This is a genomic window from Microbacterium sp. 16-032, from assembly GCF_041079455.1.
GTDB classification, from domain to species: domain Bacteria; phylum Actinomycetota; class Actinomycetes; order Actinomycetales; family Microbacteriaceae; genus Microbacterium; species Microbacterium testaceum_A.
Window position 1 is genome coordinate 168,663 of record NZ_JBFYGQ010000005.1, and the last position, 21,810, is coordinate 190,472.

Here is a 21,810-nt window from a genome sequence, read left to right on the forward strand (position 1 = left end):
CCCACGCCGGACGTGGCAAGCACAGCGCCCATCTCGGACATCCAAGCAGAGGTGGACACTTTCGTCGGGGCGCTCGATCAGCTGGGCATTGAGCACTCCGGGCCGGTCCGAGCGGAGGTTGGCGCCTCGGGCGCGAAGGCAAGCTTCGACATCACCGTGAACGGATTCGACGCCGGCATCAACGTCTTCCCTGTCACTGACACGCTCGCCGCGTGGGGGAAACTTAGCGACGCCTACGGCGGCATCTTTGTCTCGTCGGGAAATGCAGTTCTCTCTCTCAACTCGAGCGAGGGCGTCGGAAACTCCGCCGAGATCGCCCCCACCATCGCCGACGCGGTTGGTGGGGAGGCACGCGGCGTCTGAGCCTCCAATCGACCATAAGTAAGCCGCTGCACGTCCCCGTGGCTAGGCTCGACCCATGACCTGCACCGCTCGCCCCACCTTCACCGAGATCCACGAGTGGGTGACCGAGTATGAGAAGCACGACAGTGTCGCGCACGCCACGGTTCACGTGCTCCGCCAGGACGACCCCGAGCACCTCGAGTCCGGCATGGTGGCGATCCACCTCAACCACGGACCCGCATCGATCTCGTTGAACGTCGACTGCGAGCGCACGTGGACGGCCGCTCTCTCGGAGCGCTCCGGCGAGTTCCCCCTGTCGGGCGGAAACCTCGTCGCCCTCGGCGAGGAGCTGTACACGACGGGCAAGCTCTGCGAATTCCTGCAGGCGCGCACCGACGAAGCCGCCGCCGCTTCGTGACGCACGGCGAGCTGCCGCACATCGAGCCCGGCATCTACGAGCACTTCAAGGGCCAGCGCTACGAGGTCTTCGGCATCGCGCGGCATTCCGAGACCGAAGAGGTCTTCGTCTCGTACCGCACGCTCTACGGCGACCACTCCCTCTGGGTGCGCCCGATCGCGATGTTCACCGAGCACGTCGAACGCGACGGGTACTCGGGTCCGCGGTTCCGTCGCGTGGAGTAGCGGCAGCACCCACCGATCCAGGATGCCGTTCGCCCGACGTGTGGGCCCGTTATCGGCGACGCATCTCGCGCACGAAGATCCAGATGAGCCAGAGGCCACCGGTGATGAGCGTCGCCCGTTGCGTTGCTGGACAACAAATGCGCCGCATAACGCTGGGCCCACCTCGAGGCCATTTGCGGCGACAGTCCTCCGTCCGCTAGAACATCTCCCGAGAACCCTGACCCCCGGGAGACGTCCATGCCGTCGCGGATTCTTCGCCGCTTTTGCTTTTCCCTCGGCCTCGCCGCGGTCGCCGCTCTGATGGCCGGTTGCATTCCCCTTCCGGCATCCTCACCCGGGGACGCATCCGCACAGGGAACGGATGCCGGAACGACAGACGGGGCGGCGGCCTTGCCCTCGGACGCGGCCCAGCCCTCCCCCAGACAAGGGGTGCTTTACCCGAGCTGCGACGAGGTGAAGACGGCCCTCGGGCCCGAAGCTGCGGAACTGGTCATCGCTGCGGACGCGGACAACGGCGAGGTCACCGGTTCGAATGGCCGTGAGCTCAGCTGTACGTGGATGACACCCCAAGCAGCGAGCCAGAACCTCGATGTGCAGAACTACGGCGGCATCAGCATCGGCATCCATCAGGACCCGAGCTATACCGAAGAGGCGTACGCTCCGCTCGGCTGGAACATCGACGACCCACGGCTGGGCGCCAATGACGCATGGGGGCTCACCGCCGGCGGCAACTACTCCCCCGACGAGCCGGTCGATGCCGCGAGCGTGCAGGTGGTCCGGAATGGCACGGTGGTGACCATCGCGGCCGCGGGGCCGATGCTCAACAAAGTCCCGGAACTCGCGAGCCTCACGCAGAGCTGGGCTGTCGGCGCCGGCCTCGCTGTCCTCGATCTCACGCGCTGAGCAACCCGCTGAAAGTTCTGTCGCACCCGCGCCTCTCGCGCGTAGCATCGCCGGTACGCCGGAGTCCCTCCACGGCATCCGGTCCCTCCGAACCGACGAGAACACGGGAGATCCAGATGGACACGATGGCGATGATGAAGTCGATGGACATGGGCGAGATGACCATGGACATGGATGCCATGCAGGAATGCATGCAGTCCCTCAACGCGTGCGCGATGGCCGCGGCCATGTGCGCCGGCAGCGACATGATGCACGGCGCCGAGATGGCCACGTGCTGCGCTATGTGCTCGAACATGGTCGAGATGGCGCAGGCGACGATGCACATGGTGATGCGTCCGGCCGGCATGAACATGGATGTGATGAGCGCCATGATGACCGCCTGCATGACCATGGGCAAGGCGTGCGCTGCCGAGTGCCGCGCGCACGGCGACATGGACGAGATGTGCCGATACTGCGCCATGGCCTGCGACGACATGGTCATGAAGTGCGAGGCCATGATGTCCTCGATGACCGCCTGAGTTCTCTTTTTCGCGCGGCCGCTGACGTTTCGTCGGCGGCCGCGCGGCTATGCGGCGCGCGCGGTCGTGATGATCGCGGACGCGCTGAGCAGCTCGGCGACCGGGTGGTACGCCACCGGCTCCCCCACCGCAATGTCGACGGCCGGGCCGACGATCCGCAGCTGCACCGTGCTGCCGTTCAGCAGCGCGACCGTCGCGGTCGCGCCGCCGGCCTCGATGACGAGGCCGTCCCACCACGCAGACGGGTTCGAGGCTGCCATGCAGCGCTGGATCGGGTGGACTGTCGAAGAGATCGTGCGGGACATGGCTTCACCTGCCTTCGGAGTGGTTGGTGTGATGAAGCTACGGGATGCCGCGGGGGCGGGCGATGTGGGGCGTAGTGGGGCGTAACACCGCCGATTGACTCGGGAGGACGAACCCACATCTTCCGCCTTCCGACTGAAGCGAACGGCCTCAAGCGCACGTCAGACGACCTTCCGAGCAGTGCCAAGACCAGATGTTCACCAGTCTCACTTGAGGTGGCTGTGGAATTCTCTCACGGCAGGTCATCAATCCAATTGCTCATGTCCCCACGCACCACGTCTCCACGGTAAACCGTCCCAATACCCGACACTTGAGCCGAAGAGAGAAGGCTCTTATTGACTTCATTGAGATTCTGCTGAAAATCGGCTCCCACGTATATCGCAGGGCGCCCCCATCCGCGACCCCCCTCATGCGCGAGATGAGCCGCACTGTTGACGACATCTCCCATGTAGATCACATCATTTATCCCACTACCATTAAACCCAGCTTTAATCATCAGCACGCGACCATAATCTACACCAATGCCGACTCGAAGTGGCGACAGTTGCCTTTTCTTGAGGTGGTAGTTTAATAGCTGAAGAGCGGTGTTCGCGGTGAAGGCTATTGAGAACACATCGTCAATATGGTTCACATGCGTCGTCTTGTAGGTAGCCCAAACGCAGTCGCCAACGATATTCACCTCGCGCACAAATGGATCAGAATTCAGCACAGCTACCATCTCGGAGATGAATGCCCGGTATATTTTGGCTAGTGTGGGCCGTTGATAGGTTCGCGGCAAGCCCGAAGAATCTCGGACGTCAATGAATATCGCCGAGCACATGCCGTAAAAACCGTTCGAGAACGTGAGCCTCTCGCGGTCCGGCAGACCCTCCATCTCTTCGAAGTTCCCGATTGGCTGATCTGAAATCTCTCCAATTCGATCTGAGCTGCTTACAAAGCTGTACGATCTAAAATTGCCGTCCATTGTGACTCTTAAAGAACCGTCAGAAGTGCAGTACTCGCCACGCCGAGACCTGCCAAGAAAGCAGACCGTATGGCCCACCTCGCGAGAGAAACCTTTGTCGTCGCTATCTTGGCATTTGCGTGGATCTGGTGCGCAATGTGCCGGACAAGTTCGCGCTCGTCTGCGGTCAGAGTGCCAAGAACATCCGAAAAGCCAACACGATTACGCTTGAAATTACGGGAAATGCTCGCGTAGAAGAGGAGGTTGACCGCGTCGGGAACTGCGTCGCGGTCGACCGAACGGGGACTCAGCGTCAGACCACAAAGAACCGCGGCTGTAACCAGCAATAACGCAGAACCGGCCGCAACCGGGAAGATAATTTCACAGTCGGCCTGAGTGTTCCGAGTCAGATTGAACAGCATGGCCCCAAGCGCCCCGACGAAAGCCAAAGTAACCCCAGCTTTCGCGTCAGAATGACGAATCCAGTCGTTGACGAGGGCCAGTGCCTTCCACGCATGGTCCGCGTTAGGCTCGACGCGGAGTTCCGCATGCGAACCTCCTCCCAAATCCGTCGACGTACCCCGAGATCGAACGAATAACCGGCGGGTCCAGTTGCTCATCTCAAGCCCGCCCGCCGGTTACGCAAATCCGCTCGCTGTTGGCTCGCTTTTTTCGCTATGGCATTCGCGAACAGCTTTTTAGTCAACGCTGTGCGCGCCTCTGCTGCCTCCGATCGCACTTTCAGGCCGCCAAGGATGGCCGAGACGTATTCGTCGCCGTGAACCTCGCACCACGTGGCGGATAGAACGCGACCTTGCCTCTCAGCATTGCTGTCCGGAATCTTCTCGATAGTTACGTCCGCCCACAAGCTTGAGCTTGGTCCGCCGCTACACGGGCAGGTGAGTGCAAGATAGTCATCTTTCTCGATGTGATCCCACACTGAACCCGTCACGATGAGCTCGTGACGATCGGCCTGCTGGGCCGATTTAGCGGCGAAGTTGACAGGTACCCCAGCCCACACCGGCTCCTGCTCGGACAGGTTACGTGGGGTCCCGACGCGTTTGACAAGGGCCCTGCCGGAAGAGATCCCGACTTTGAACCCAGTCGGGTGGTCGCTTGCATGTACGGGCCACTTGGCTTCCAGCCTTGGAATGAGATGGCGCTGACTGAAGGTCTTCACAGTTATTCCGGCACAGAGCGCTCGTTCGTACCGCTGGTCGCCCCAGAAGAGAGCAAACGCTCCATCGCCCTGAATAGCAATGAAGTCTGCGCCGAAACTGTTGTAGACGGCTACTGTTCCGCCGGTTGCCGCCTCGTAGATACTGGCAGTCGAGGCCGCATGCTTGCCAGTTCCAAGATGCGTGGAATTTTTGAGGTCCGCAACGACTGCAACCACATCTGGGACTTGAATCCACTTGCGCGCTTCGATGGGTAGGTCGGAAACCTCGAAGTCGTCCGCCCATTTCTCAACCGCGGGTTTCGAAGCAAATTCCTCTTTAGTTGTGTCATCGAGCTCCCCCAGCACGTCACTAAGTTCAACATCATCCATTTTCGGCATCGCTGACCCCCTTGGATTGACTGTAGCTGTCACCTCCGACATCGCCCGCTAGAGCCCCTTCCCGTCCGGCCTGTGACACCAACCCGCTTGTCACACGCTCAGGCCAGCGGCGACTCAACGGAGTAAGAGCACTGTTTGTACGCGGGGCCAGCGGCCCTGCGCAGCACTGGTGGCCTCGCGCGCGCGACGCTTACATGCATCCAGAGAGCCGCGCCTACACTCAGGCTCACTTACGACCGGGGTACGCCGAGAAACTACGCAACATCGCCTCACTCGCGCCATGTAACGCCCAAGTAAACTCCCCCTCTCCCCCACCCCCACCCCCGGTGAGCCACTCGTTACCTCCCCGCCCCCGCCAACGCGGTCCCGGGAAACCCCTCCTCCCTACGCTGGCGGCACGTCCCGCCCATGCGGGGCGCTGCACCTCCCCGCATCGCCCACCGGAGGACTCCGTGACCGTCACCGACCCGCGCCCCGAAACCGCCCTTGCGCCCGCAGCGGACAGCACCCTGAAGCACCGCCCCGGCCGCTGGATCGACAACTGGAATCCCGAAGACAACGCGCAGTGGAACGCCGAGGGCAAGGCCATCGCCGCCCGGAACCTGCGGTGGTCGATCTTCGCCGAGTTCCTCGGCTTCGTCGTCTGGCAGCTGTGGTCGGTCGTCGTCGTCTCGCTGCCGGCGGCGGGCTTCCAGCTCTCGACGGGTGAGATCTTCTGGCTCATCTCCATGCCGAGCCTCGTCGGCGCGACGCTGCGCATCCCCTACACGTTCATGGTTCCGCGCTTCGGCGGCCGCAACTGGACGATCGTCTCGGCCGGCCTCCTGCTCATCCCGAGCATCGGACTCGCGATCGCGGTCAGCAACCCCGCGACCCCCTTCGGCGTCCTGCTGCTCATCGCAGCCCTCGCCGGCTTCGGCGGCGGCAACTTCGCCAGCTCGATGTCGAACATCACCTTCTTCTACCCGGCCGCGCAGAAGGGCTGGGCGCTCGGACTCAACGCCGCCGGCGGCAATCTCGGCGCCTCGGTCGCCCAGTTCGTCGTGCCCATCGTCATCACGGTCGGCGCTGCCGCGACCCTCAACCTGCCCCTCGCGGGTCTCATCTGGGTGCCGCTGATCCTCGTCGCGATGGTCGGCGCGTATTTCCGCATGGACAACCTCTCCGCAGCCAAGGCCGACATCGCGGCATCCCTCGCCGCTCTGAAAGAGCCGCACCTGTGGATCCTCGCCGTCCTCTACATCGGCACCTTCGGCTCGTTCATCGGCTTCGCGGGCGTCTTCCCGAAGCTGCTCGCCGACACCTTCCCCGACTTCACCGGCTTCACGATCGGCACGGCGACCGTCACCCTCGCCTTCCTCGGCGCCCTCGTCGGCTCGCTCGCCCGCCCCTACGGCGGCAAGCTCGCCGACCGCTTCGGCGGCACGGTCATCACGATCGGCGCGTTCACGGTGATGGGTCTCGGCATCCTGAGCGTGATCCTCACCCTGCCGCTGCAGAACTTCGCGATCTTCTTGCTCTGCTTCCTGGTGCTGTTCGCGGCGGCGGGCATCGGTAACGGCTCGACCTACCGCATGATCCCGACGATCTTCGCCCTCCGTTCCAACGGCGGCATCGGCGCGCAGCGCAAGGCGGCGGCGGCCCTCGGCCTCATCTCGGCGATCGGCGCGTACGGCGGTTTCTTCATCCCGCAGGTGCTCGGCTTCTCGAAGACCACGTTCGGCTCGTACGTGCCCGCCCTCGGCAGCTTCGTCGCGGCGTACGTGATCTTCCTCGCCCTCACCGCGGGCGTGTACCTGCGGATGTCCAAGAAGACCGGCACCCGGATCTGACGCCATGAGCTCCGCCGACACCCACTGCCCCTACTGCGCGCTGCAGTGCGCGATGACCGTCACCCACCAGGGTGAAACGACGGTCACCGGCCGCGACTTCCCCACCAACCGGGGAGGACTCTGCGCGAAGGGCTGGACGTCGGCGGAGCTCCTCGCGTCTCCCCAGAGACTCCGTATGCCGCTGCTCCGCCAAGCCGACGGCACCCTCGCCGAGACCACCTGGGAGGAGGCACTGGATGCCGTGGCCCGAGCCTTCCGCGAGACGAAGGCCACGCACGGTCCCGACGCGAACGCGATCTTCGGCGGCGGCGGACTCACCAACGAGAAGGCCTACCAACTCGGCAAGTTCGCCCGCGTCGCCCTCGGCACCTCGCGCATCGACTACAACGGCCGCTTCTGCATGTCGTCGGCGGCAGCGGCATCCAACCGCGCTTTCGGAATGGACCGCGGCCTGCCGTTCCCGGTCACCGACCTCGACGACGCCTCGACGATCCTGCTGCTCGGCTCGAACGTCGCCGCGACCATGCCGCCCTTCCTCGCCCACCTCGCCGGGGCACGAGCCGCGGGCGGGCTCATCGTCGTCGACCCGCGCCGCTCCGCCACCGCGCGCCTCACCGAAGACGGCGCCGGCACGCACCTGCAGGCGGCTCCCGGAAGCGACCTCCCGCTCCTGCTCGGCCTCACGCACATCGCGATCGCCGAGGGACTCGCCGACCGCGTCTATATAGACGAGCGCACGAGCGGGTTCGATGCCCTGCGCCGCAGCGTCGCGCCCTGGTGGCCCGAGCGGACGGCATCCACCACCGGAGTTCCCGTCGCCGACCTCCGCGCCGCCGCGCGTCGCCTCGCCGCGGGACGCGCGTTCATCCTCACCGGACGCGGAGTCGAACAACACGTCGACGGCACCGCCACCGCGACCGCCGCGATCAACCTCGCCCTCGTGCTCGGCCTCGTCGGCCGCGAGGGCTCGGGCTACGGCACGCTCACCGGCCAAGGCAACGGACAGGGCGGACGCGAGCACGGCCAGAAGGCCGACCAGCTCCCCGGATACCGCTCCATCCGCGACCCCGACGCCCGCCGGCACGTCGCCGGGGTGTGGGGCGTCGATCCCGACGAGATCCCGGATGCCGGCATCCCGGCCACCGCCCTGCTCGGCGAACTCGGCGGGCCGGTCAAGACGCTGCTGGTCGCGGGCTCGAACGTCGTCGTCTCGGCACCCGACGTCGACGCCGTGCGCGCGCGGCTCAACAGCCTCGACACTCTGGTCGTCTGCGACTTCTTCCTCTCCGAGACCGCCGAGCTCGCCGACATCGTGCTGCCGGTGCTGCAGTGGGCCGAAGAGGAGGGCACGATGACCTCGCTCGAAGGCCGAGTGATCCGCCGCCGCCGCGCGCTGCCCGGCCCCCAGGGCGCCCGGAGCGAGCTGTGGATCATGGCCGAGATCGCGCGGCGTCTGGGCGCGGCATCCACGTGGTCGATCGATCCGGCCGAGGTCTTCGACGAGCTCGCCCGCGCATCCGAGGGCGGCGTCGCCGATTACTCCGGCCTCTCGCACGCGCTGCTCGACACCGGCGTCGAGGCGTACTGGCCCTACCGCTCGTCGGGCACACCGCGTCCGTTCGCGGAGCGTTTCGCCCACGCCGACGGCCGCGCGCGGCTCGTCCCCGTCGAGGCGACTCCCCCGAGCCCGACCGACCGCGGCGCCGACCTCACCCTCACCACCGGCCGCTACCTGCAGCAGTACCAGTCGGGAACCCAGACCCGCCGCGTGACCGAGCTCCACAACGCCCGCCCCGAGGCGCGGCTCGAGATCCATCCGGCGACGGCGTCGCGGCTCGGCATCCGCGACGGAATCCTCGTCGCCGTCTCGAACGACCGTGGCACTGTGCGCGCGCGGGCGAGCGTGACCACCGACATCCGCCTAGACACGGTGTTCCTGCCCTTCCACTACCCGGACGACGAGTGCGCCAACCGCCTGACCGAGGCCATCGTCGACCCGACCTCGGCCATGCCCGAGTTCAAGCGCACGCGGGTTCGGGTGGAGGCAATTCCGGATGCCGTGACCCCGGCGACTCCTCCCGTTGCGGCCGCGCCGGTCGTCGTGGCGGAGCACCCGGGGGTCGCGCCCGCGCTCGTCGAGGTTACGGGTGGTGCGGCGCCGGGCGCGTCGTTGGCGAGCGCGGCGTCGCCGAGCGGACCGTCGACGAGCACCGCGTCGTCGAGCGCTGCGTCGTCGAGCACTGCGTCGTCGCGTACCGAGGAGGAGACCCATGTCTGAGCGTGTGGTGCTGGTGGGCTACGGCCCCGTCGGGGCGCGGCTGGTCGAGGGGCTCCTGCCCGCGGTGCGCGAGGGGCGGATCGAGCTCGCCGTCGTCGGCGCCGAACCGCACGACGTCTACAACCGCGTGCTGCTCGCCGAGTACGCCGTCGGCCGCACCGATCGCGACGGGCTCGACATGAGCGACCGCCGCGTCGCCGAAGACGCGGGCGTGCGATTCGCGCTCGGGACGACGGTGGTCGGCGTCGACCGCGACCTGCGGGTGGTGCGCCTGCACGGTGGCATCCGGATTCCCTACGACCGACTCGTGCTCGCCACCGGTGCGCGGGCGAACGTGCCCACGCTCGCCGGACTCGAGCGGGCGCAGCGGCACCGCTCCGCGCGGCCGGCCGACCCCTCCGCACTGGATCAGGGAACCGCGCCGCTCCCCCGCGGCGTCGTGGCGTTGCGCGATCTCGCCGACGCCGAGCACGTGCGCGCGGCGGTCTCGGCGGGTCAGCGCATCGTCGTGCTCGGCGCGGGGGTGCTCGGCATGGAACTCGCCCTCGCCGCCGCCGAAGCGGGCGCCGAGGTGGTCGTCGCGTACCACTCCGCCGCCCCCATGAACCGAACGCTCGATGAGAACGGCGGACGCGTGCTCGCCGCCGCGGCGAGCGCCGTGGGCGTCGAGATGATGCACCACGCGCGCGCCGAGAGCATCGTGCAGCGCTACGACGACCACGGGCAGGCCTGGTTCGACGGACTCGTCTGCGCTGACGGCAAGGTGCTCGCGGGCGACCTGCTGGTGCTGTCGTGCGGCGTCGGAGCGCGGACCGAGCTCGCGTCGCTCTCCGGCCTCGCCACCTCGGCCGGCGTGCTGGTCGACGGGGCCTCGCGCTCGTGGACCGACCCGAACGTCTTCGCCATCGGCGACTGCGCGCACGTCGCCGATCCCGCCGATGCCGAGCCCGACGGCCGTGTGCCCGGCGGCCCGAGCGGACTCGTCGGTCCCGGCTGGCGGCAGGCCGACCGCCTCGCGGCTCTGCTGTCGTCGGGGATCGAGGGACCCGCCGCCGTCGAACGCCCCGGCGTGGTGATGCTCAAGGCCGAGGGCATCGACGTGGTCGCCGGAGGCGCGGTCGACGCCGATCCGTTCTCACACGCTCCCGGATGCCACGGCCCCCAGGTCACGCTCTGGGCCGACCCCGCGCGCGGCGCCTACGTGAAACTCGTCACCGTCGAGGGCGTGCTGACCGGCTTCGTCGCGGTCGGCATGCCGCGGACCGGAGCCGAGCTCACGGTGCTCTTCGAGCGGGGGTCGGAGCTGCCCGCCGACCGCTCGTCGCTGCTGCGCCTCGACGCCGCGGACGCTGGAATGCCCGCCGTCGGCGATCCCTTCGCCGCCGATGCCACCGTGTGCTGGTGCAACGGGGTGAGCGCGGGGGCGATCCGCGAGGCGGTGACCGCGGGCGAGCCGACGGTCGCGTGCGTGAAGTCCGCGACCCGCGCCGGTACCGGCTGCGGCGGCTGCGTGGGGCGCATCACCGAGCTGCTCGCGCGCGAGGCCGTTCCGGCGTGAGGACGCAGCTCATCCGCCGCAGCCCGCCCGTTATCCGCCTCACGTGCCCCACATGGCTGCCCGCGCACCCCACACCCACCATTCGCGGCAAGCCAACCGCCGCAGCCCGCCCAACGGTCGCCTCACTTGCCCCACGTGGCTACCTGCGCACCCCACACCCACCATTCGCGGCAACTCAATCGCCGCAGCCCGCTCAACGCCCGCCTCACGTGCCCCATGCTGCTGCCCGCGCACCCCACACCCACAAGTCGCGGCAACTCAACCACCGCGGTCCGCCCAACGGTCGCCTCACTTGCCCCACGTGGCTACCTGCGCACCCCACACCCACCATTCGCGGCAACTCAACCGCCGCAGCCCGCCCGTTGTCCGCCTCACGTGCCCCACATGGCTGCCCGCGCACCCCACACCGACCATTCGCGGCAACTCAACCGCCGCAGCAGCGGGGTCGCGGCATCCGGAACCTCCTCATGACCGCCCGCCACGCGCGATACCGCCCCGAAACGCGACGGCAGTACAGTTCACGCATGCCTCCGATCGAGAACCTGCTGGCGTTCGTCGCGGCGTCGTTCGTGCTCATCGTCATCCCGGGTCCCGGCGTGCTGTTCGTGATCGGGCGCTCCATCGCACTCGGCCGCCGCGCGGGACTCCTCAGCGTGCTCGGCAACGCGATCGGCAACATCCCCGCGATCCTCGCGACGGCGTTCGGCATCGGGGCGATCGTGGCCTCGTCGATCGTGGCGTTCACCGTGCTCAAGATCGTCGGGGCGGCGTACCTGGTGTGGCTCGGCATCCAGGCGATCCGTCACCGCCGCGATCACGTCGCCGGCCCCGCGCCGAGCCCGAAGTCGCGCTGGACCCTCCTGCGTCAGGGCTTCGTCGTCGGGGTCACCAACCCCAAGACGATCGCGTTCTTCGTCGCCGTGCTGCCGCAGTTCGTCGACCCGCACGCGGGAGCCGTGTGGCTGCAGCTGCTCGCGCTGGGCCTGATCTTCCAGGTGCTGGCGGTGGTCTGCGATTCCACCTGGGCCCTCGCCGCCGGCACCGCGCGCATGTGGTTCGCGGGGTCGCCGAAGCGCCTGTCGGCCCTCTCGGGCACGGGCGGGTTCATGATGATCGGCCTGGGCGGGGCGCTGGCGCTGACCGGCGCGAAGAGCTGACGCCAGGCCCTCGAAACTGCACTTCGCTGACAACTCAGCATCATCCTGCAGCGAATGTGTCAGCGAGATGCAGTCTCAGCGCCGCGTCGCGACCGCCGCGTCCTCAGCGCCCGCGCACACCCAGATCGGCGGATGCCGCGCCCTCGAGCCGCGTGCCGTCCGGCGCGTAGCGCGAGCCGTCGACGGGGCTGTCCCAGGAGCGTTCCGCGTCGTTCCAGGTGAGCGGGGCCGGGGCGACCACCGCGCGCGTGTGGCCCTCGATCGTCGAGACCGCCGCAGTCCGGAGCCCCTGCCGCGACACCAGACCGGCGCCCTCGGCCGGCCGCTTCACCGGCGCCGGAGCCGCCGCAGCGAACGCCCCCGCGGCCACGCCGACGCGCCGGCCCGCCTCGCCGATCCCCCGGCCGAGGTCGGCGGGCACGGTCATGCGGGTGCCGATCGTGCGCATCCACTGCGGGCGGTCGCTGCGAGAGACCCCGCGGATCTCGTCGGTCAACCGCATCGCGGCGGCGGGGCCGTTGGTCAGCCCCCACCCCGCGTATCCGGTGGCGAAGCGGAGGCGCCCGAGGCCCCTCGGCATCCCTCCGACGAAGGGTACGAGGTTGTGCGACTGGTAGTCCTGGCCCGACCAGCGGGCGATCTCGGCGCCGACCGGCAGCGTGCGACGGGCCCAGGCGGCGAGGCCTTCGGCGAGAGCGACTTCCGAGGGGGCGGAGCCGACCGGATGCCGTGCCCCGGTCACCAGCAGAACCCCGCGTCCGAACGAGGACGGTGCCGCGACGACGCTGCGGCCGTCGGCGCCGACCTCGCTCCACATGCCGCCGGGGGCCTCGGCATCCCCCTCCATCTCGAACGCGATCGCCCACGAACGCAGCGCGCGCGTCTTGAGATCGTAGAGGCCGCGGCGCGCGATGGGTGTGCCGGTGGCGAGAACGATGGTGTCGCCGAAGATCGTGCCGTGATCGGTGTCGACGCGACCGGTGGGGAGGGCGTGCACGTCGGTCACGCGGACGCCCGTGTGCAGCGTCGACCCGGCCGCGAGGGCCGCTTCGGCGAGCGTGCGCGAGAGCGCCGCGGGGTCGAGGGCGAGCTGATCGTCGAGGGCGAGGGCCCGCACGGGCGTGCGACCGCCGAGATCGGAGGGCGCGTCTTCGCGGACGGAAAGCCCCGCCTCGCGCGCGGCGTCGCGCACCGCGTCGATCGCCGAATCGGTCGCGATGCCCCGCCCGAACGTGAAGGCGGTGCGCCGGTCGGCGGCGGCACCGGCGCGCTCGGAGAGCCACTCCTGCCCCGCGCGATTCGCGTCGACGTAGGCCTTCACGAGTCCGGCCGGGTGATGCGCGCGAAGCGCCGCGAGGGTCGTCCCCTGCAGAAGGGATGCCATCCCCACCGACGCCCCGGTCGCCCCCTGGCCCACCTCGCCGGCGTCGACCAGGGCGACGTCGACTCCCGCTTCGGCGAGCATCACCGCGGTCGAGAGGCCGGTGATCCCCGCCCCGACGACGACCACGTCGTGCCGCGCATCGGGTTCGAACGGCGTCCCGTCGAGGGACGTCTGGTCGCGGTGCCACAGGGAGGAGGTCATGCGTTCATCCCATCGCGGGCGCGGGGGTCTCGGCATCCGGTTGCCTCCATCGCCCGGATCGTCTACTCCCGCATGAGGGGTCGACCACGGTCGCCTGGAAATGCTCTCGGCGACACTTCTCGACCTCTCACGCGCGCGAAGGCGGGCCGCGGATAGGCTCGGGGCGTGACCGACAGCGCCGCCCCCTCGAGCCGGACGGCCGTCGTGTCCGCCGCGATCGACCTGTTCGTCGAGCACGGCTACGACCAGACCTCCGTCGAGCAGATCGCGCAAGCGGCGGGAGTGTCGCGGTCGACGTTCTTCCGGCAGTTCGGCGGGAAAGAAGACGTCGTCTTCGCCGACCACGAGGTGCTGCTCACCGAGACGCGCGCGTACCTCGCGCAGCCGCACGACGACCCGTGGGCGGCGGTGTGTGAGGCATCGGTGCGGGTGTTCCGGCACTTCGCCGCCGACCCCGAGGTGGCCCGGCGCCGCTACGCGATCGTGCGGCAGATCCCGGGCCTGCGCGACCGCGAGATCGTCACGGTGTTCCGCTACGAACGCCTCTTCGACGAGTACCTGCGCGAGGCGCTCCCCGGACTCGACCCCCTGGATGCCGTCGGCTTCGCGGCCTCGGTCACGGCGGTGCACAACCACGTGCTGCGGCGGCTGATGCGGGGTGCGCGGGTGCCGGCATCCATTCTTCGTCGCGCCCTCGACGACGTGCTGCGCCGCTACGGCGTGCACCCCGACGGGGACGATGCGGCCGGAGACGACCTGATCGTCGCCGCGTTCCCGCGGCGCATGCCCGCGGCGGAGGTCACGCGGCGGCTGCGCGGGGCGCTCGGGGACTGAGCTCGGGGCGCGGCGCTCGGGGACTGAGCGCGGGGGTGCGGCCGCCCGCTCGGCCGCCCCGCCTGACCGTTGAGTGTCCAAGACGCCCGGACACTTCCGAAAATCGTCCGCGTGTTCTGGATACTCATCGTGCGATGAGCTACCAGAACCGTGACACCGAGTACCAACATGCGCGATACTGGAACCCATGACCATCGACGCCGATGCCCGCACGCTCCCCGGTGAGCGCGTCGCCCACTACGACCTGCTCGGTCGCCGCGACACCGACTACTACGCGGTGTTCGCCGACATCCCCGACGCCGACCGCGCCGTGTGGGACACCGCCAAGGCCTTCGCCGACGAGGTCGGCACGCGCATGCAGGGCGAATGGGATGCCGCGAGCTACCCGATCGACCTCGTGAAGCGCATGGGCGAGCTCGAGCTGTTCACCGATGGCATCGAGCACGACGAGCTGCCGTACACCTCACCCCTGGCCGCGGGCCTGGTCAACATGGAGATCTCGCGCCACGACGGCTCCCTCGCCACCGCCCTCGCCGTGCAGGGCGGACTCGCGCTGCGGACGCTCGCGTTCTACGGCTCGGCCGAGCAGCAGCAGCGCTGGCTGAAGCCCCTCGCCGACGGAACCGTGCTGGGCGCCTTCGCGCTGACCGAGCCCGACCACGGCTCCGACTCCGTCTCGCTCGAGACCACCGCGACGCGCACTGACGACGGCTGGTCGCTCAGCGGCACGAAGAAGTGGATCGGCAACGGCGCCTCGGGCGGCATCACCTTCGTGTGGGCCCGCGTCGAGAACGAAGGAGGCGACGACCACGGCAACGTGCGGTGCTTCCTCGTCGAGCAGGACACCCCCGGCTACACGGGCACCGTCATCACCGGAAAGGTGTCGCTGCGCGGCATCCACCAGGCTCACATCGCGATGGACGGCGTGCGTCTTCGCGCGGATGCCGTGCTGCCCGGCACCCACACCTTCAAGGACGCGTCGGTCGTACTCTTCGCCACGCGCTCGGGTGTGGCCTGGTCGGCGCTCGGCCACGCGACCGCCTGCTACGAGATCGCGCGGACATATGCCACCGAGCGCATGCAGTTCGGGAAGCCCCTCGCGAAGTTCCAGATGGTGCAGGAACGCCTCGCGCAGATGCTCGACGAGCTCACCGCGATGCAGCTGTACTGCCGTCGTCTCGCCGACCTCGAGTCGTCGGGCGGCCTGCGCCCCACTCAGGCGTCGCTGGCGAAGTACCACAACACCCGCGCCGCGCGCCGGGTCGCCGCGATCGCCCGCGACCTTCTGGGCGGTAACGGCATCCTGCTCGAGAACGGCGTGATGCAGCACATGGCCGACATCGAGGCGATCCACACCTACGAGGGCACCGAGAGCGTCCAGGCGCTGCTGCTCGGCCGCGACATCACGGGCATGAGCGCGTTCGTCTGATCCCGGATGCCGGGTGACCGGCGGCCGACTCCACTCAATGACGTCGCGCGCGTTCGGTCCCGGATGCCGTGGCCGGACTGAGCGGGCCCGCGCGGGCCTGCGGCCCGCGGAACGCCGGGGATCCCGGCATTCGTCGCCCTATCCGCCCCCGGGATGGCGCGCAACCTCCGCACCCATGTCGGAGGCCCCCGCTACCTTGTGAGCATGGGCCTGTTCTCTCGTCACCCCGCGCCGCGCGACGCCGTCAACTCCGTCGCGCAGGCCGTCCAGACTCCGCCGAAGAGCCTCTGGGCCGACGGGTTCGGCCGGCTCGCGGTGCGGGCCGTGCAGATCATCGTCGTCGTGGTGCTCGTCGCGGGGATCATCTGGGGCATCCAGCAGGTGACGCTCGTCATCATCCCGCTGGTACTCGCGCTCATCTTCGCCTCCGCCTTCGGCCCGGTCACGATGTGGATGCGCCGCAAGGGCGTGCCCTCGGTCATCGCGACGCTGCTCACTCTGCTCGCCGTTGTCGTCGTGCTCGCCGCGCTCGGTTGGCTGGTCGCCAACGCCGTCATCAACCAGTGGGACTACCTCAGCTCGCAGGCTGTTCAGGGCTTCGAGCAGGCCCAGGACTGGTACCACACGCTGCCCTTCGCGATCTCTCAAGACCAGGTCAACCAGGCGATCCAGGGCATTCAGGGCTTCGTCACGAGCTCGTCCTTCGGCACCGGTGCACTCGCCGGCGTGAGTGCGATCGCCTCGTTCGTGACGGGCTTCGTGCTGATGGTCGTCATCCTCTTCTTCTTCCTCAAAGACGGCCCCCGCATGTGGGAGTTCGTCCTGCGTCCGTTCCACGGCAGCGACTACGAGCGGGCCCGTCGCATCGGCGACAAGACGGTTACCGTCCTCGGCTCGTACGTGCGCGGCACGGCGTCCGTCGCCGCCGTCGATGCGATCGGCATCGGCATCGGCCTCGCGATCCTGCAGGTGCCGCTCGCGCTGCCGCTGGCCGTGCTCGTCTTCCTGCTCGCGTTCATCCCGATCGTGGGTGCGGTCACCGCCGGCATCCTGGCCGCGCTCGTCGCGCTGGTCACCAACGGTCCGATCGTGGCCCTCATCGTCGTCGGAATCGTCGTGCTCGTGAACCAGCTCGAGGGCAACTTCCTCCAGCCGGTGCTCATGGGTCGCTCGATGAAGCTGCACTCGTTCGTCGTGCTCGTCGTGTTGGCCGGTGGTACCGCGATCGGCGGCATCCTCGGCACACTGCTGGCCGTGCCGCTGACCGCCGTGGTGTGGGGCATCATCACCGTCTGGAACGGCCCCGACAAGCCGGCCGAGTGGGCGCGCCGCAAGAAGCGTAAAGATCCCGTCCCCCTGTCGGGTAACGAGAGCTGACGCGCGTGCCATACGACATCCCGGCGCCGATGCTGGCGAAGTCCGTTCCCGAGGTGCCCGAGCACGCGAAGGTCGAGGGCGGCTTCAGCTACGAGCCCAAGTGGGACGGCTTTCGCGCCCTCATCTCGTGGGACGGCACCGACGTCGAGATCGGCAGCCGCGGTGCCAAGCCGCTGACCCGGTACTTCCCCGAGCTCGTCGCGGCGTTCGCCGAGATGCTGCCTGAGCCGTGCCTGATCGACGGCGAGGTCGTCGTGGCCCGTGGCGCCGAGGGCGAGCAGCGCCTCGACTGGGAGGCCCTGTCGCAGCGTATCCACCCCGCGGCCTCGCGAGTGAACATGCTCGCCGAAGAGACCCCCGCCATGTTCATCGCGTTCGACCTGCTCGCCCGCGGCGACCGCGACCTGCAGGACGAGCCGTTCTCCGAGCGGCGGGCGCAGCTCGAAGACCTGTTGGGTGCCGTGCCGCATCCCGTGCACGTCACGCGAACCACCGACGACCCCGACCTTGCCCGCCGCTGGCTCGCGGAGTTCGAGGGCGCGGGTCTCGACGGCGTGATCGCCAAGCCCCTCGCCCAGCCGTACGCGCCAAACAAGCGAACGATGTTCAAGATCAAGCACGCCCGCACCGCCGACGTGGTCGCCCTCGGGTACCGCATCCACAAGTCGGGCGAGGGCGTGGGTTCACTACTCGTCGGCCTCTACGACGACGAAGGCCGTCTGCACGGCGTCGGCGGCGTCTCGGCGTGGACCGACAAGCGGCGCAAAGAACTGATCGACGAACTCGCGCCTCTGGTCGAGCGCGACGCCGACGGCGAGGCGGTGGTCGGCGAGACCGACCGCTCGCGCTTCTCGGCGTCGAAGGACGTGTCGTTCGTGCGGCTGCGCCCCGAGCTCGTGCTCGAGGTGCGTTACGACCAGCTCGAGGGCATGCGCTTCCGGCACACCGTGCAGTTCGACCGCTGGCGCCCCGACCGTGACGCGCGCTCCTGCACCTTCGCGCAGCTCGAGACCGTCACCTCGTACGACCTGGGCGACGTGCTCGACTGAGACCGGCTGCTCGTCGAGCTGGCGGTGCGGTCGGGGTACGGCATCCCTCGGCTGTGGTCTGTCCGCGCGGGTCACGAGAACAGGGGATGCCACCGGAACAGGCCGAAACCGGCGGCGCAACCGTCCTGCTCTCACGGCAGTGTCCTGTTCCGGTGACAGCGACCGCAGGCGCTACCCCGCGGCATCCGCCTCCCGTGCCGCCCGGCGGGCGATCACCACGACGCCCGCCGACGCCCCGGCGAACATGGCGGCGAGGATCGCCCATCCGCCCGTCCCGAGGTCGATCGCCGTTAGCGTCACGACGGCGGGCGCGATCATCGCGCCAACCGCGTACCCCGTGCCGTAGACGCCCTGGTAGCTGCCCATACGCTCCTGCGGGGCGAGGTCGAAGCTGAGGCTCCAGCCCGCGGCACTCGACATGATCTCGGCGAGCGAGTGCACGACGGCAGCCGCCAGGAGCACCACGATCACCAGCGTTGCGGGCCCCCAGCCTTCTCCCCCGACCCATCCGGCGCCCGCCCACAGCGCGCAGGCCGCGACCATGAGCCATCCGGCTCGCGTCATCGCGCGTCCCGCGCCGGCGAAGGTTCCGGTGCCGCGGCTCATCCGCACCTGCAGCAGCACGACGACGATCGTGTTGACCAACAGGAGCGGGCTCACCACCACGTCGGCGGCGATCGTGTGCGACACGACCCACAACGGCACACCGATTTCGAAGACCCCGAACTGGATGCCGAAGACCCCCATCAGAGCGGTCAGCCACAGGAAACGCGGGTCGCGGTAGGGACTCCGGCCCGCCGCGGCGGGGGCCGTCGAGTCAGGTGCCGTGACCACGACGTCGACGCGCGCCGGGTCCAGGCCGGCGACGAGCACCGCGGAGGCCAGGAAGAGCGACCCGGCGAGAGTCATCGTCAGGTGGAAGGCGAAAGGCGTCCCGAGGGCCAGGGGAATGGCCGCGACCGCCGTACCCACACCGATGCCGACGTTGGTGACGGTCCGCATCGTGGCGCGGATCCGCACGCGATCCTCGCCGCGGAACGCGCGGCCGACCACGGCGGAGCGCACGCTTCCGCCGCCCTGCTGGGCCAGCAACACGAGCGACGCGACGACAACGAGCGTGGGCAGATCGCGCACGAAGAGGTAGCCGATGAGGGCGCTCCCCTGCACGACGTGCAGCACGACGAGCATCGTCCGCGCGCTGAAGCGATCGGACAGGTGCCCGAAGACGAGCGAGCTCACGACACCGACCGCGCCGGCGATCGTGAGGCCAATTCCGACCGTGACCGGCTCGAGGCCGACGATGAGCGTGAGGTAGAGCGTGGTGAGGGTGAAGAACGCGCCGCGACCGAGGGTGTCGACCAGGGTGATCGTCAGCAGACGTCGGAGCGTCTTGTCCGTCTGAACGAGGGTTCTCAGGGGGACGGTGGGGATCGTGCTGGTCACGTCTCCATTGATCCAGGCACGGCCGAGTCGTTCAATCGATGTAGCGTGGGGCTACATGATCCGATACGAGTTGGACGCCGCCGACATCTCGGCGATCCGCTTCGGCATCTCGCCGTTGTCCGAACTCGGGCTCAGTCTGCGCGCGCTCTCACAGCCCGACGGCTTTCCGCTGCAGCGCCCGTGGCTCGAGCGGATCGCGTCGGTGCGTCCCCTGCTCGATCTCGAGGTGCTGCTCGCGCTCGTCAACGACCGCAAGTGGACCGCCGACTTCGTGAACCCTCGGCCGGCTTCTCCGCTGACCTCTCTCGATGACGAGCTGACCGCGCTCGGACGGATCACCCGCGCCCACTTCACGACCGACCTCGAGCGCGTGCACGGAGAGGTGCCCACGGTGTTCCGGGGCCGACACGACCTGGTCATCGCCCGCCTGCAACGCGCCCTCGCCACCACGTGGGACCTGTGCTTCGCCCCGCACTGGGCGCGCATGAGCACCGTGCTGCGCGCCGACATCGCCTACCGCGGCCGCATCGCCGCCCAGGCCGGGATGGGCACCGTCCTCAACGGACTCTCGGATGCCGCCCGCTACGACGGCCGCCACCTCGACGTGCGGCTGTGGAACCCCGAGATCCGCCGTCGACCGGTGCGCGGCGACGGGCTCACTCTCGTCCCCTCGATCTTCACGGTCCGCGTCTCGACGCCCATCGACGACGACCTGCCGCCGACGGTGATGTACCCCGCGCGCGGCCAGGGGGCGATGTGGTCGACGAGCGGGCAGCCCGCGCCGGACGCCGTGTCCGACCTGCTCGGGCGGACGCGCGCCACCTTGCTCGCGGCCCTGGGCGAGCCGGCATCCTCCACCGATCTCGCCCTGCAACTGGGCGTCTCGACCTCCGCGATCAATCAGCACCTGCGCGTGATGGAACGGGCCGGGCTCCTGAACCGGGCGCGCTACGGCCGCGCGGTGCTGTACTACCGCAGCGCCGCGGGCGATGCGTTGACGCCCTAGGCCTCCGGGTTCTTCGCCCGAGACGGCTGCACGCGCGGGGGCTCCCCCGGCATCTTCGGGAACTCGGGCGGGAACGGCAGCTCCCCCAGACCGTTATCGAGGTCACGCTGCCACCACTCCAGCAGGGTGTCGATGCGTCCGGGCTTGTCAGCGAACCCCTTCCAGGGATCACCGACGGATGCCAGTCGCTCGGGGATCGAGCGCACGGTGAACGCGAGCGGGTCGAGGTCGTCGAGCTCATCCCAGGCCACCGGCGTCGACACCGTCGCGGTCGAAAGCGCCCGCGGTGAATACGCCCCGGCCATGGTGCGGTCGCGGTTCGCCTGGTTGAAGTCGACGAAGATCCGCTCGCCGCGCTCTTCCTTCCACCAGTTGGTGGTCACGGCATCCGGCATCCGTCGCTCCAGCTCGCGTGCCGCGGCGATGACCGCGTGCCGCACGTCGAGGAACTCGTGCGTCGGCTCGATCGGGCAGAACACGTGCAGGCCGCGGTTGCCACTGGTCTTGATCCAGGGCTCGAGCCCCGCCTCGCGCAGCACAGCGCGCAGCTCGTGAGCGGCGGTGACGGCCTCGGCGATGCCCGTTCCCGGCTGCGGGTCGAGATCGATACGCAGCTCGATCGGGTGGTCGGGATCGGTCGCGAGTGAGGCCCACGGGTGGAACACGATGGTGTTCATCTGCGCCGCCCACACCGCCGACGCGATCTCGCCGAGGAAGAGCTGCGGATGCCGGCGCCCGCTGTTGTACGTCACGGTCACGGCCTCGACGAAAGCGGGCGCACCCTTCGGCGGGTTCTTGGAGAAGAAGGCCTCGCCGCCGACACCCTCGGGAAAGCGCTCGAGCGACACCGGCCGGTGCCCGTTCGCGGCGATGAAGGGGTCGGCGACGGCGATGAGGTACTCGGCGAGCTCGCGCTTGGTGATCCCGACCTCGGGCCACAGCACGCGGTCGGGGTTCGAGATGCCCACCTCGCGCTCGCCCTCGGGTCCCGGAACGGTCAGCGTGATGCGGGGGGATGCCATGACCCGACGCTAGTGCGCGGGCCGGGGCCGT

The 21,810-nt window shown here is 68.8% G+C and carries 21 protein-coding genes; 14 read left to right on the top strand and 7 right to left on the bottom strand.

The genetic code is table 11. The features are described from left to right. Positions 1-51: 51 nt before the first annotated feature. The 5 genes from AB6V31_RS12025 to AB6V31_RS12045 all read left to right on the top strand — a co-directional run bounded on the left by AB6V31_RS12025 (position 52) and on the right by AB6V31_RS12045 (position 2,405). The gene (locus AB6V31_RS12025; RefSeq protein ID WP_369365905.1) at positions 52-363 is read left to right on the top strand and encodes a hypothetical protein; all 312 of its coding nucleotides are present in this window, start codon (positions 52-54) and stop codon (positions 361-363) included. Positions 364-418: 55 nt separating this feature from the next. Next, positions 419-760: a hypothetical protein gene (locus tag AB6V31_RS12030; RefSeq protein ID WP_369365907.1), complete on the top strand. Its 342-nt coding sequence runs from the start codon at positions 419-421 to the stop codon at positions 758-760. Beyond that, positions 757-984, top strand: a complete 228-nt coding sequence (locus AB6V31_RS12035) for a DUF1653 domain-containing protein (protein WP_369365909.1) — start codon at positions 757-759, stop codon at positions 982-984. The genes AB6V31_RS12030 and AB6V31_RS12035 overlap by 4 nt, the downstream gene beginning before the upstream one ends. Positions 985-1,437: 453 nt before the next feature. After that, positions 1,438-1,887, top strand: coding sequence for a hypothetical protein (locus AB6V31_RS12040; RefSeq protein WP_369365910.1), 450 nt, complete (start codon positions 1,438-1,440; stop codon positions 1,885-1,887). Between the two features lie 116 nt (positions 1,888-2,003). Further along, a complete protein-coding gene (locus AB6V31_RS12045; RefSeq protein WP_369365912.1) occupies positions 2,004-2,405 on the top strand; it encodes an aldehyde dehydrogenase in 402 nt (133 codons plus the stop codon). A 47-nt stretch (positions 2,406-2,452) separates the two neighbouring features. Here the strand turns inward: AB6V31_RS12045 and AB6V31_RS12050 are convergent, their stop codons facing one another. From AB6V31_RS12050 to AB6V31_RS12065, 4 genes are all read right to left on the bottom strand, one after another. After that, a complete protein-coding gene (locus AB6V31_RS12050; RefSeq protein ID WP_369365914.1) occupies positions 2,453-2,665 on the bottom strand; it encodes a nuclease in 213 nt (70 codons plus the stop codon). 275 nt (positions 2,666-2,940) lie between these two features. After that, positions 2,941-3,672: an adenylate/guanylate cyclase domain-containing protein gene (locus AB6V31_RS12055; RefSeq protein ID WP_369365915.1), complete on the bottom strand. Its 732-nt coding sequence runs from the start codon at positions 3,670-3,672 to the stop codon at positions 2,941-2,943. Between the two features lie 8 nt (positions 3,673-3,680). Further along, complete coding sequence (locus AB6V31_RS12060; protein ID WP_268103351.1) at positions 3,681-4,271, bottom strand: Pycsar system effector family protein; 591 nt, start codon at positions 4,269-4,271, stop codon at positions 3,681-3,683. After that, on the bottom strand, positions 4,268-5,209 hold the full coding sequence (locus AB6V31_RS12065) for a hypothetical protein (protein ID WP_369365917.1): 942 nt from the start codon (positions 5,207-5,209) through the stop codon (positions 4,268-4,270). The genes AB6V31_RS12060 and AB6V31_RS12065 overlap by 4 nt, the downstream gene beginning before the upstream one ends. 452 nt (positions 5,210-5,661) lie before the next feature. Between AB6V31_RS12065 and AB6V31_RS12070 the strand changes: the two genes are divergently transcribed. The 4 genes from AB6V31_RS12070 to AB6V31_RS12085 all read left to right on the top strand — a co-directional run bounded on the left by AB6V31_RS12070 (position 5,662) and on the right by AB6V31_RS12085 (position 12,034). Further along, the gene (locus tag AB6V31_RS12070) at positions 5,662-7,041 is read left to right on the top strand and encodes an MFS transporter (RefSeq protein WP_369365919.1); all 1,380 of its coding nucleotides are present in this window, start codon (positions 5,662-5,664) and stop codon (positions 7,039-7,041) included. Positions 7,042-7,045: 4 nt separating this feature from the next. Next, a complete protein-coding gene (locus AB6V31_RS12075) occupies positions 7,046-9,319 on the top strand; it encodes a molybdopterin oxidoreductase family protein (protein WP_369365921.1) in 2,274 nt (757 codons plus the stop codon). Beyond that, positions 9,312-10,877, top strand: a complete 1,566-nt coding sequence (locus AB6V31_RS12080) for an FAD-dependent oxidoreductase (protein ID WP_369365922.1) — start codon at positions 9,312-9,314, stop codon at positions 10,875-10,877. Before AB6V31_RS12075 ends, AB6V31_RS12080 begins: the two co-directional genes overlap by 8 nt. A gap of 524 nt (positions 10,878-11,401) precedes the next feature. Then, entirely contained in the window at positions 11,402-12,034 is a 633-nt protein-coding gene (locus AB6V31_RS12085; RefSeq protein ID WP_369365924.1) for a LysE family translocator, read from the top strand. Positions 12,035-12,137: 103 nt separating this feature from the next. Here the strand turns inward: AB6V31_RS12085 and AB6V31_RS12090 are convergent, their stop codons facing one another. Further along, a complete protein-coding gene (locus AB6V31_RS12090) occupies positions 12,138-13,619 on the bottom strand; it encodes an FAD-dependent oxidoreductase (RefSeq protein WP_369365926.1) in 1,482 nt (493 codons plus the stop codon). A 165-nt stretch (positions 13,620-13,784) separates the two neighbouring features. Between AB6V31_RS12090 and AB6V31_RS12095 the strand changes: the two genes are divergently transcribed. From AB6V31_RS12095 to AB6V31_RS12110, 4 genes are all read left to right on the top strand, one after another. Continuing rightward, entirely contained in the window at positions 13,785-14,453 is a 669-nt protein-coding gene (locus AB6V31_RS12095; RefSeq protein ID WP_056226574.1) for a TetR/AcrR family transcriptional regulator, read from the top strand. Positions 14,454-14,640: 187 nt separating this feature from the next. Beyond that, on the top strand, positions 14,641-15,882 hold the full coding sequence (locus AB6V31_RS12100; protein WP_369365928.1) for an acyl-CoA dehydrogenase family protein: 1,242 nt from the start codon (positions 14,641-14,643) through the stop codon (positions 15,880-15,882). 204 nt (positions 15,883-16,086) lie between these two features. Next, positions 16,087-17,259 (top strand): AI-2E family transporter, encoded by a 1,173-nt coding sequence (locus AB6V31_RS12105; protein ID WP_056226570.1) that lies wholly within the window; start codon positions 16,087-16,089, stop codon positions 17,257-17,259. A 5-nt stretch (positions 17,260-17,264) separates the two neighbouring features. Beyond that, on the top strand, positions 17,265-18,308 hold the full coding sequence (locus tag AB6V31_RS12110) for an ATP-dependent DNA ligase (protein WP_369365930.1): 1,044 nt from the start codon (positions 17,265-17,267) through the stop codon (positions 18,306-18,308). Between the two features lie 171 nt (positions 18,309-18,479). Here AB6V31_RS12110 and AB6V31_RS12115 read toward each other — a convergent pair whose 3' ends face one another. Next, a complete protein-coding gene (locus AB6V31_RS12115; RefSeq protein WP_162234495.1) occupies positions 18,480-19,751 on the bottom strand; it encodes an MFS transporter in 1,272 nt (423 codons plus the stop codon). Between the two features lie 55 nt (positions 19,752-19,806). Here AB6V31_RS12115 and AB6V31_RS12120 point away from each other — a divergent pair, with 55 nt between their 5' ends. Further along, positions 19,807-20,757, top strand: coding sequence for a DUF5937 family protein (locus AB6V31_RS12120; RefSeq protein ID WP_074696547.1), 951 nt, complete (start codon positions 19,807-19,809; stop codon positions 20,755-20,757). Here the strand turns inward: AB6V31_RS12120 and ligD are convergent. Further along, positions 20,754-21,779, bottom strand: coding sequence for a non-homologous end-joining DNA ligase (ligD, locus tag AB6V31_RS12125; RefSeq protein WP_074696545.1), 1,026 nt, complete (start codon positions 21,777-21,779; stop codon positions 20,754-20,756). The two genes, AB6V31_RS12120 and ligD, sit on opposite strands and share 4 nt — an antisense overlap. Positions 21,780-21,810: the final 31 nt, after the last annotated feature.

Excerpts from the sequence above, each read along its gene's own strand:
- AB6V31_RS12080 (WP_369365922.1), top strand. The coding sequence starts at position 9,312 with ATGTCTGAGCGTGTGGTGCTGGTGGGCTACGGCCCCGTCGGGGCGCGG.
- AB6V31_RS12065 (WP_369365917.1), bottom strand. The coding sequence starts at position 5,209 with ATGCCGAAAATGGATGATGTTGAACTTAGTGACGTGCTGGGGGAGCTC.
- AB6V31_RS12050 (WP_369365914.1), bottom strand. The coding sequence starts at position 2,665 with ATGGCAGCCTCGAACCCGTCTGCGTGGTGGGACGGCCTCGTCATCGAG.
- AB6V31_RS12030 (WP_369365907.1), top strand. The coding sequence starts at position 419 with ATGACCTGCACCGCTCGCCCCACCTTCACCGAGATCCACGAGTGGGTG.
- AB6V31_RS12075 (WP_369365921.1), top strand. The coding sequence starts at position 7,046 with ATGAGCTCCGCCGACACCCACTGCCCCTACTGCGCGCTGCAGTGCGCG.
- AB6V31_RS12055 (WP_369365915.1), bottom strand. The coding sequence starts at position 3,672 with ATGGACGGCAATTTTAGATCGTACAGCTTTGTAAGCAGCTCAGATCGA.
- ligD (WP_074696545.1), bottom strand. The coding sequence starts at position 21,779 with ATGGCATCCCCCCGCATCACGCTGACCGTTCCGGGACCCGAGGGCGAG.
- AB6V31_RS12105 (WP_056226570.1), top strand. The coding sequence starts at position 16,087 with ATGGGCCTGTTCTCTCGTCACCCCGCGCCGCGCGACGCCGTCAACTCC.
- AB6V31_RS12100 (WP_369365928.1), top strand. The coding sequence starts at position 14,641 with ATGACCATCGACGCCGATGCCCGCACGCTCCCCGGTGAGCGCGTCGCC.
- AB6V31_RS12060 (WP_268103351.1), bottom strand. The coding sequence starts at position 4,271 with ATGAGCAACTGGACCCGCCGGTTATTCGTTCGATCTCGGGGTACGTCG.
- AB6V31_RS12045 (WP_369365912.1), top strand. The coding sequence starts at position 2,004 with ATGGACACGATGGCGATGATGAAGTCGATGGACATGGGCGAGATGACC.
- AB6V31_RS12120 (WP_074696547.1), top strand. The coding sequence starts at position 19,807 with ATGATCCGATACGAGTTGGACGCCGCCGACATCTCGGCGATCCGCTTC.
- AB6V31_RS12085 (WP_369365924.1), top strand. The coding sequence starts at position 11,402 with ATGCCTCCGATCGAGAACCTGCTGGCGTTCGTCGCGGCGTCGTTCGTG.
- AB6V31_RS12090 (WP_369365926.1), bottom strand. The coding sequence starts at position 13,619 with ATGACCTCCTCCCTGTGGCACCGCGACCAGACGTCCCTCGACGGGACG.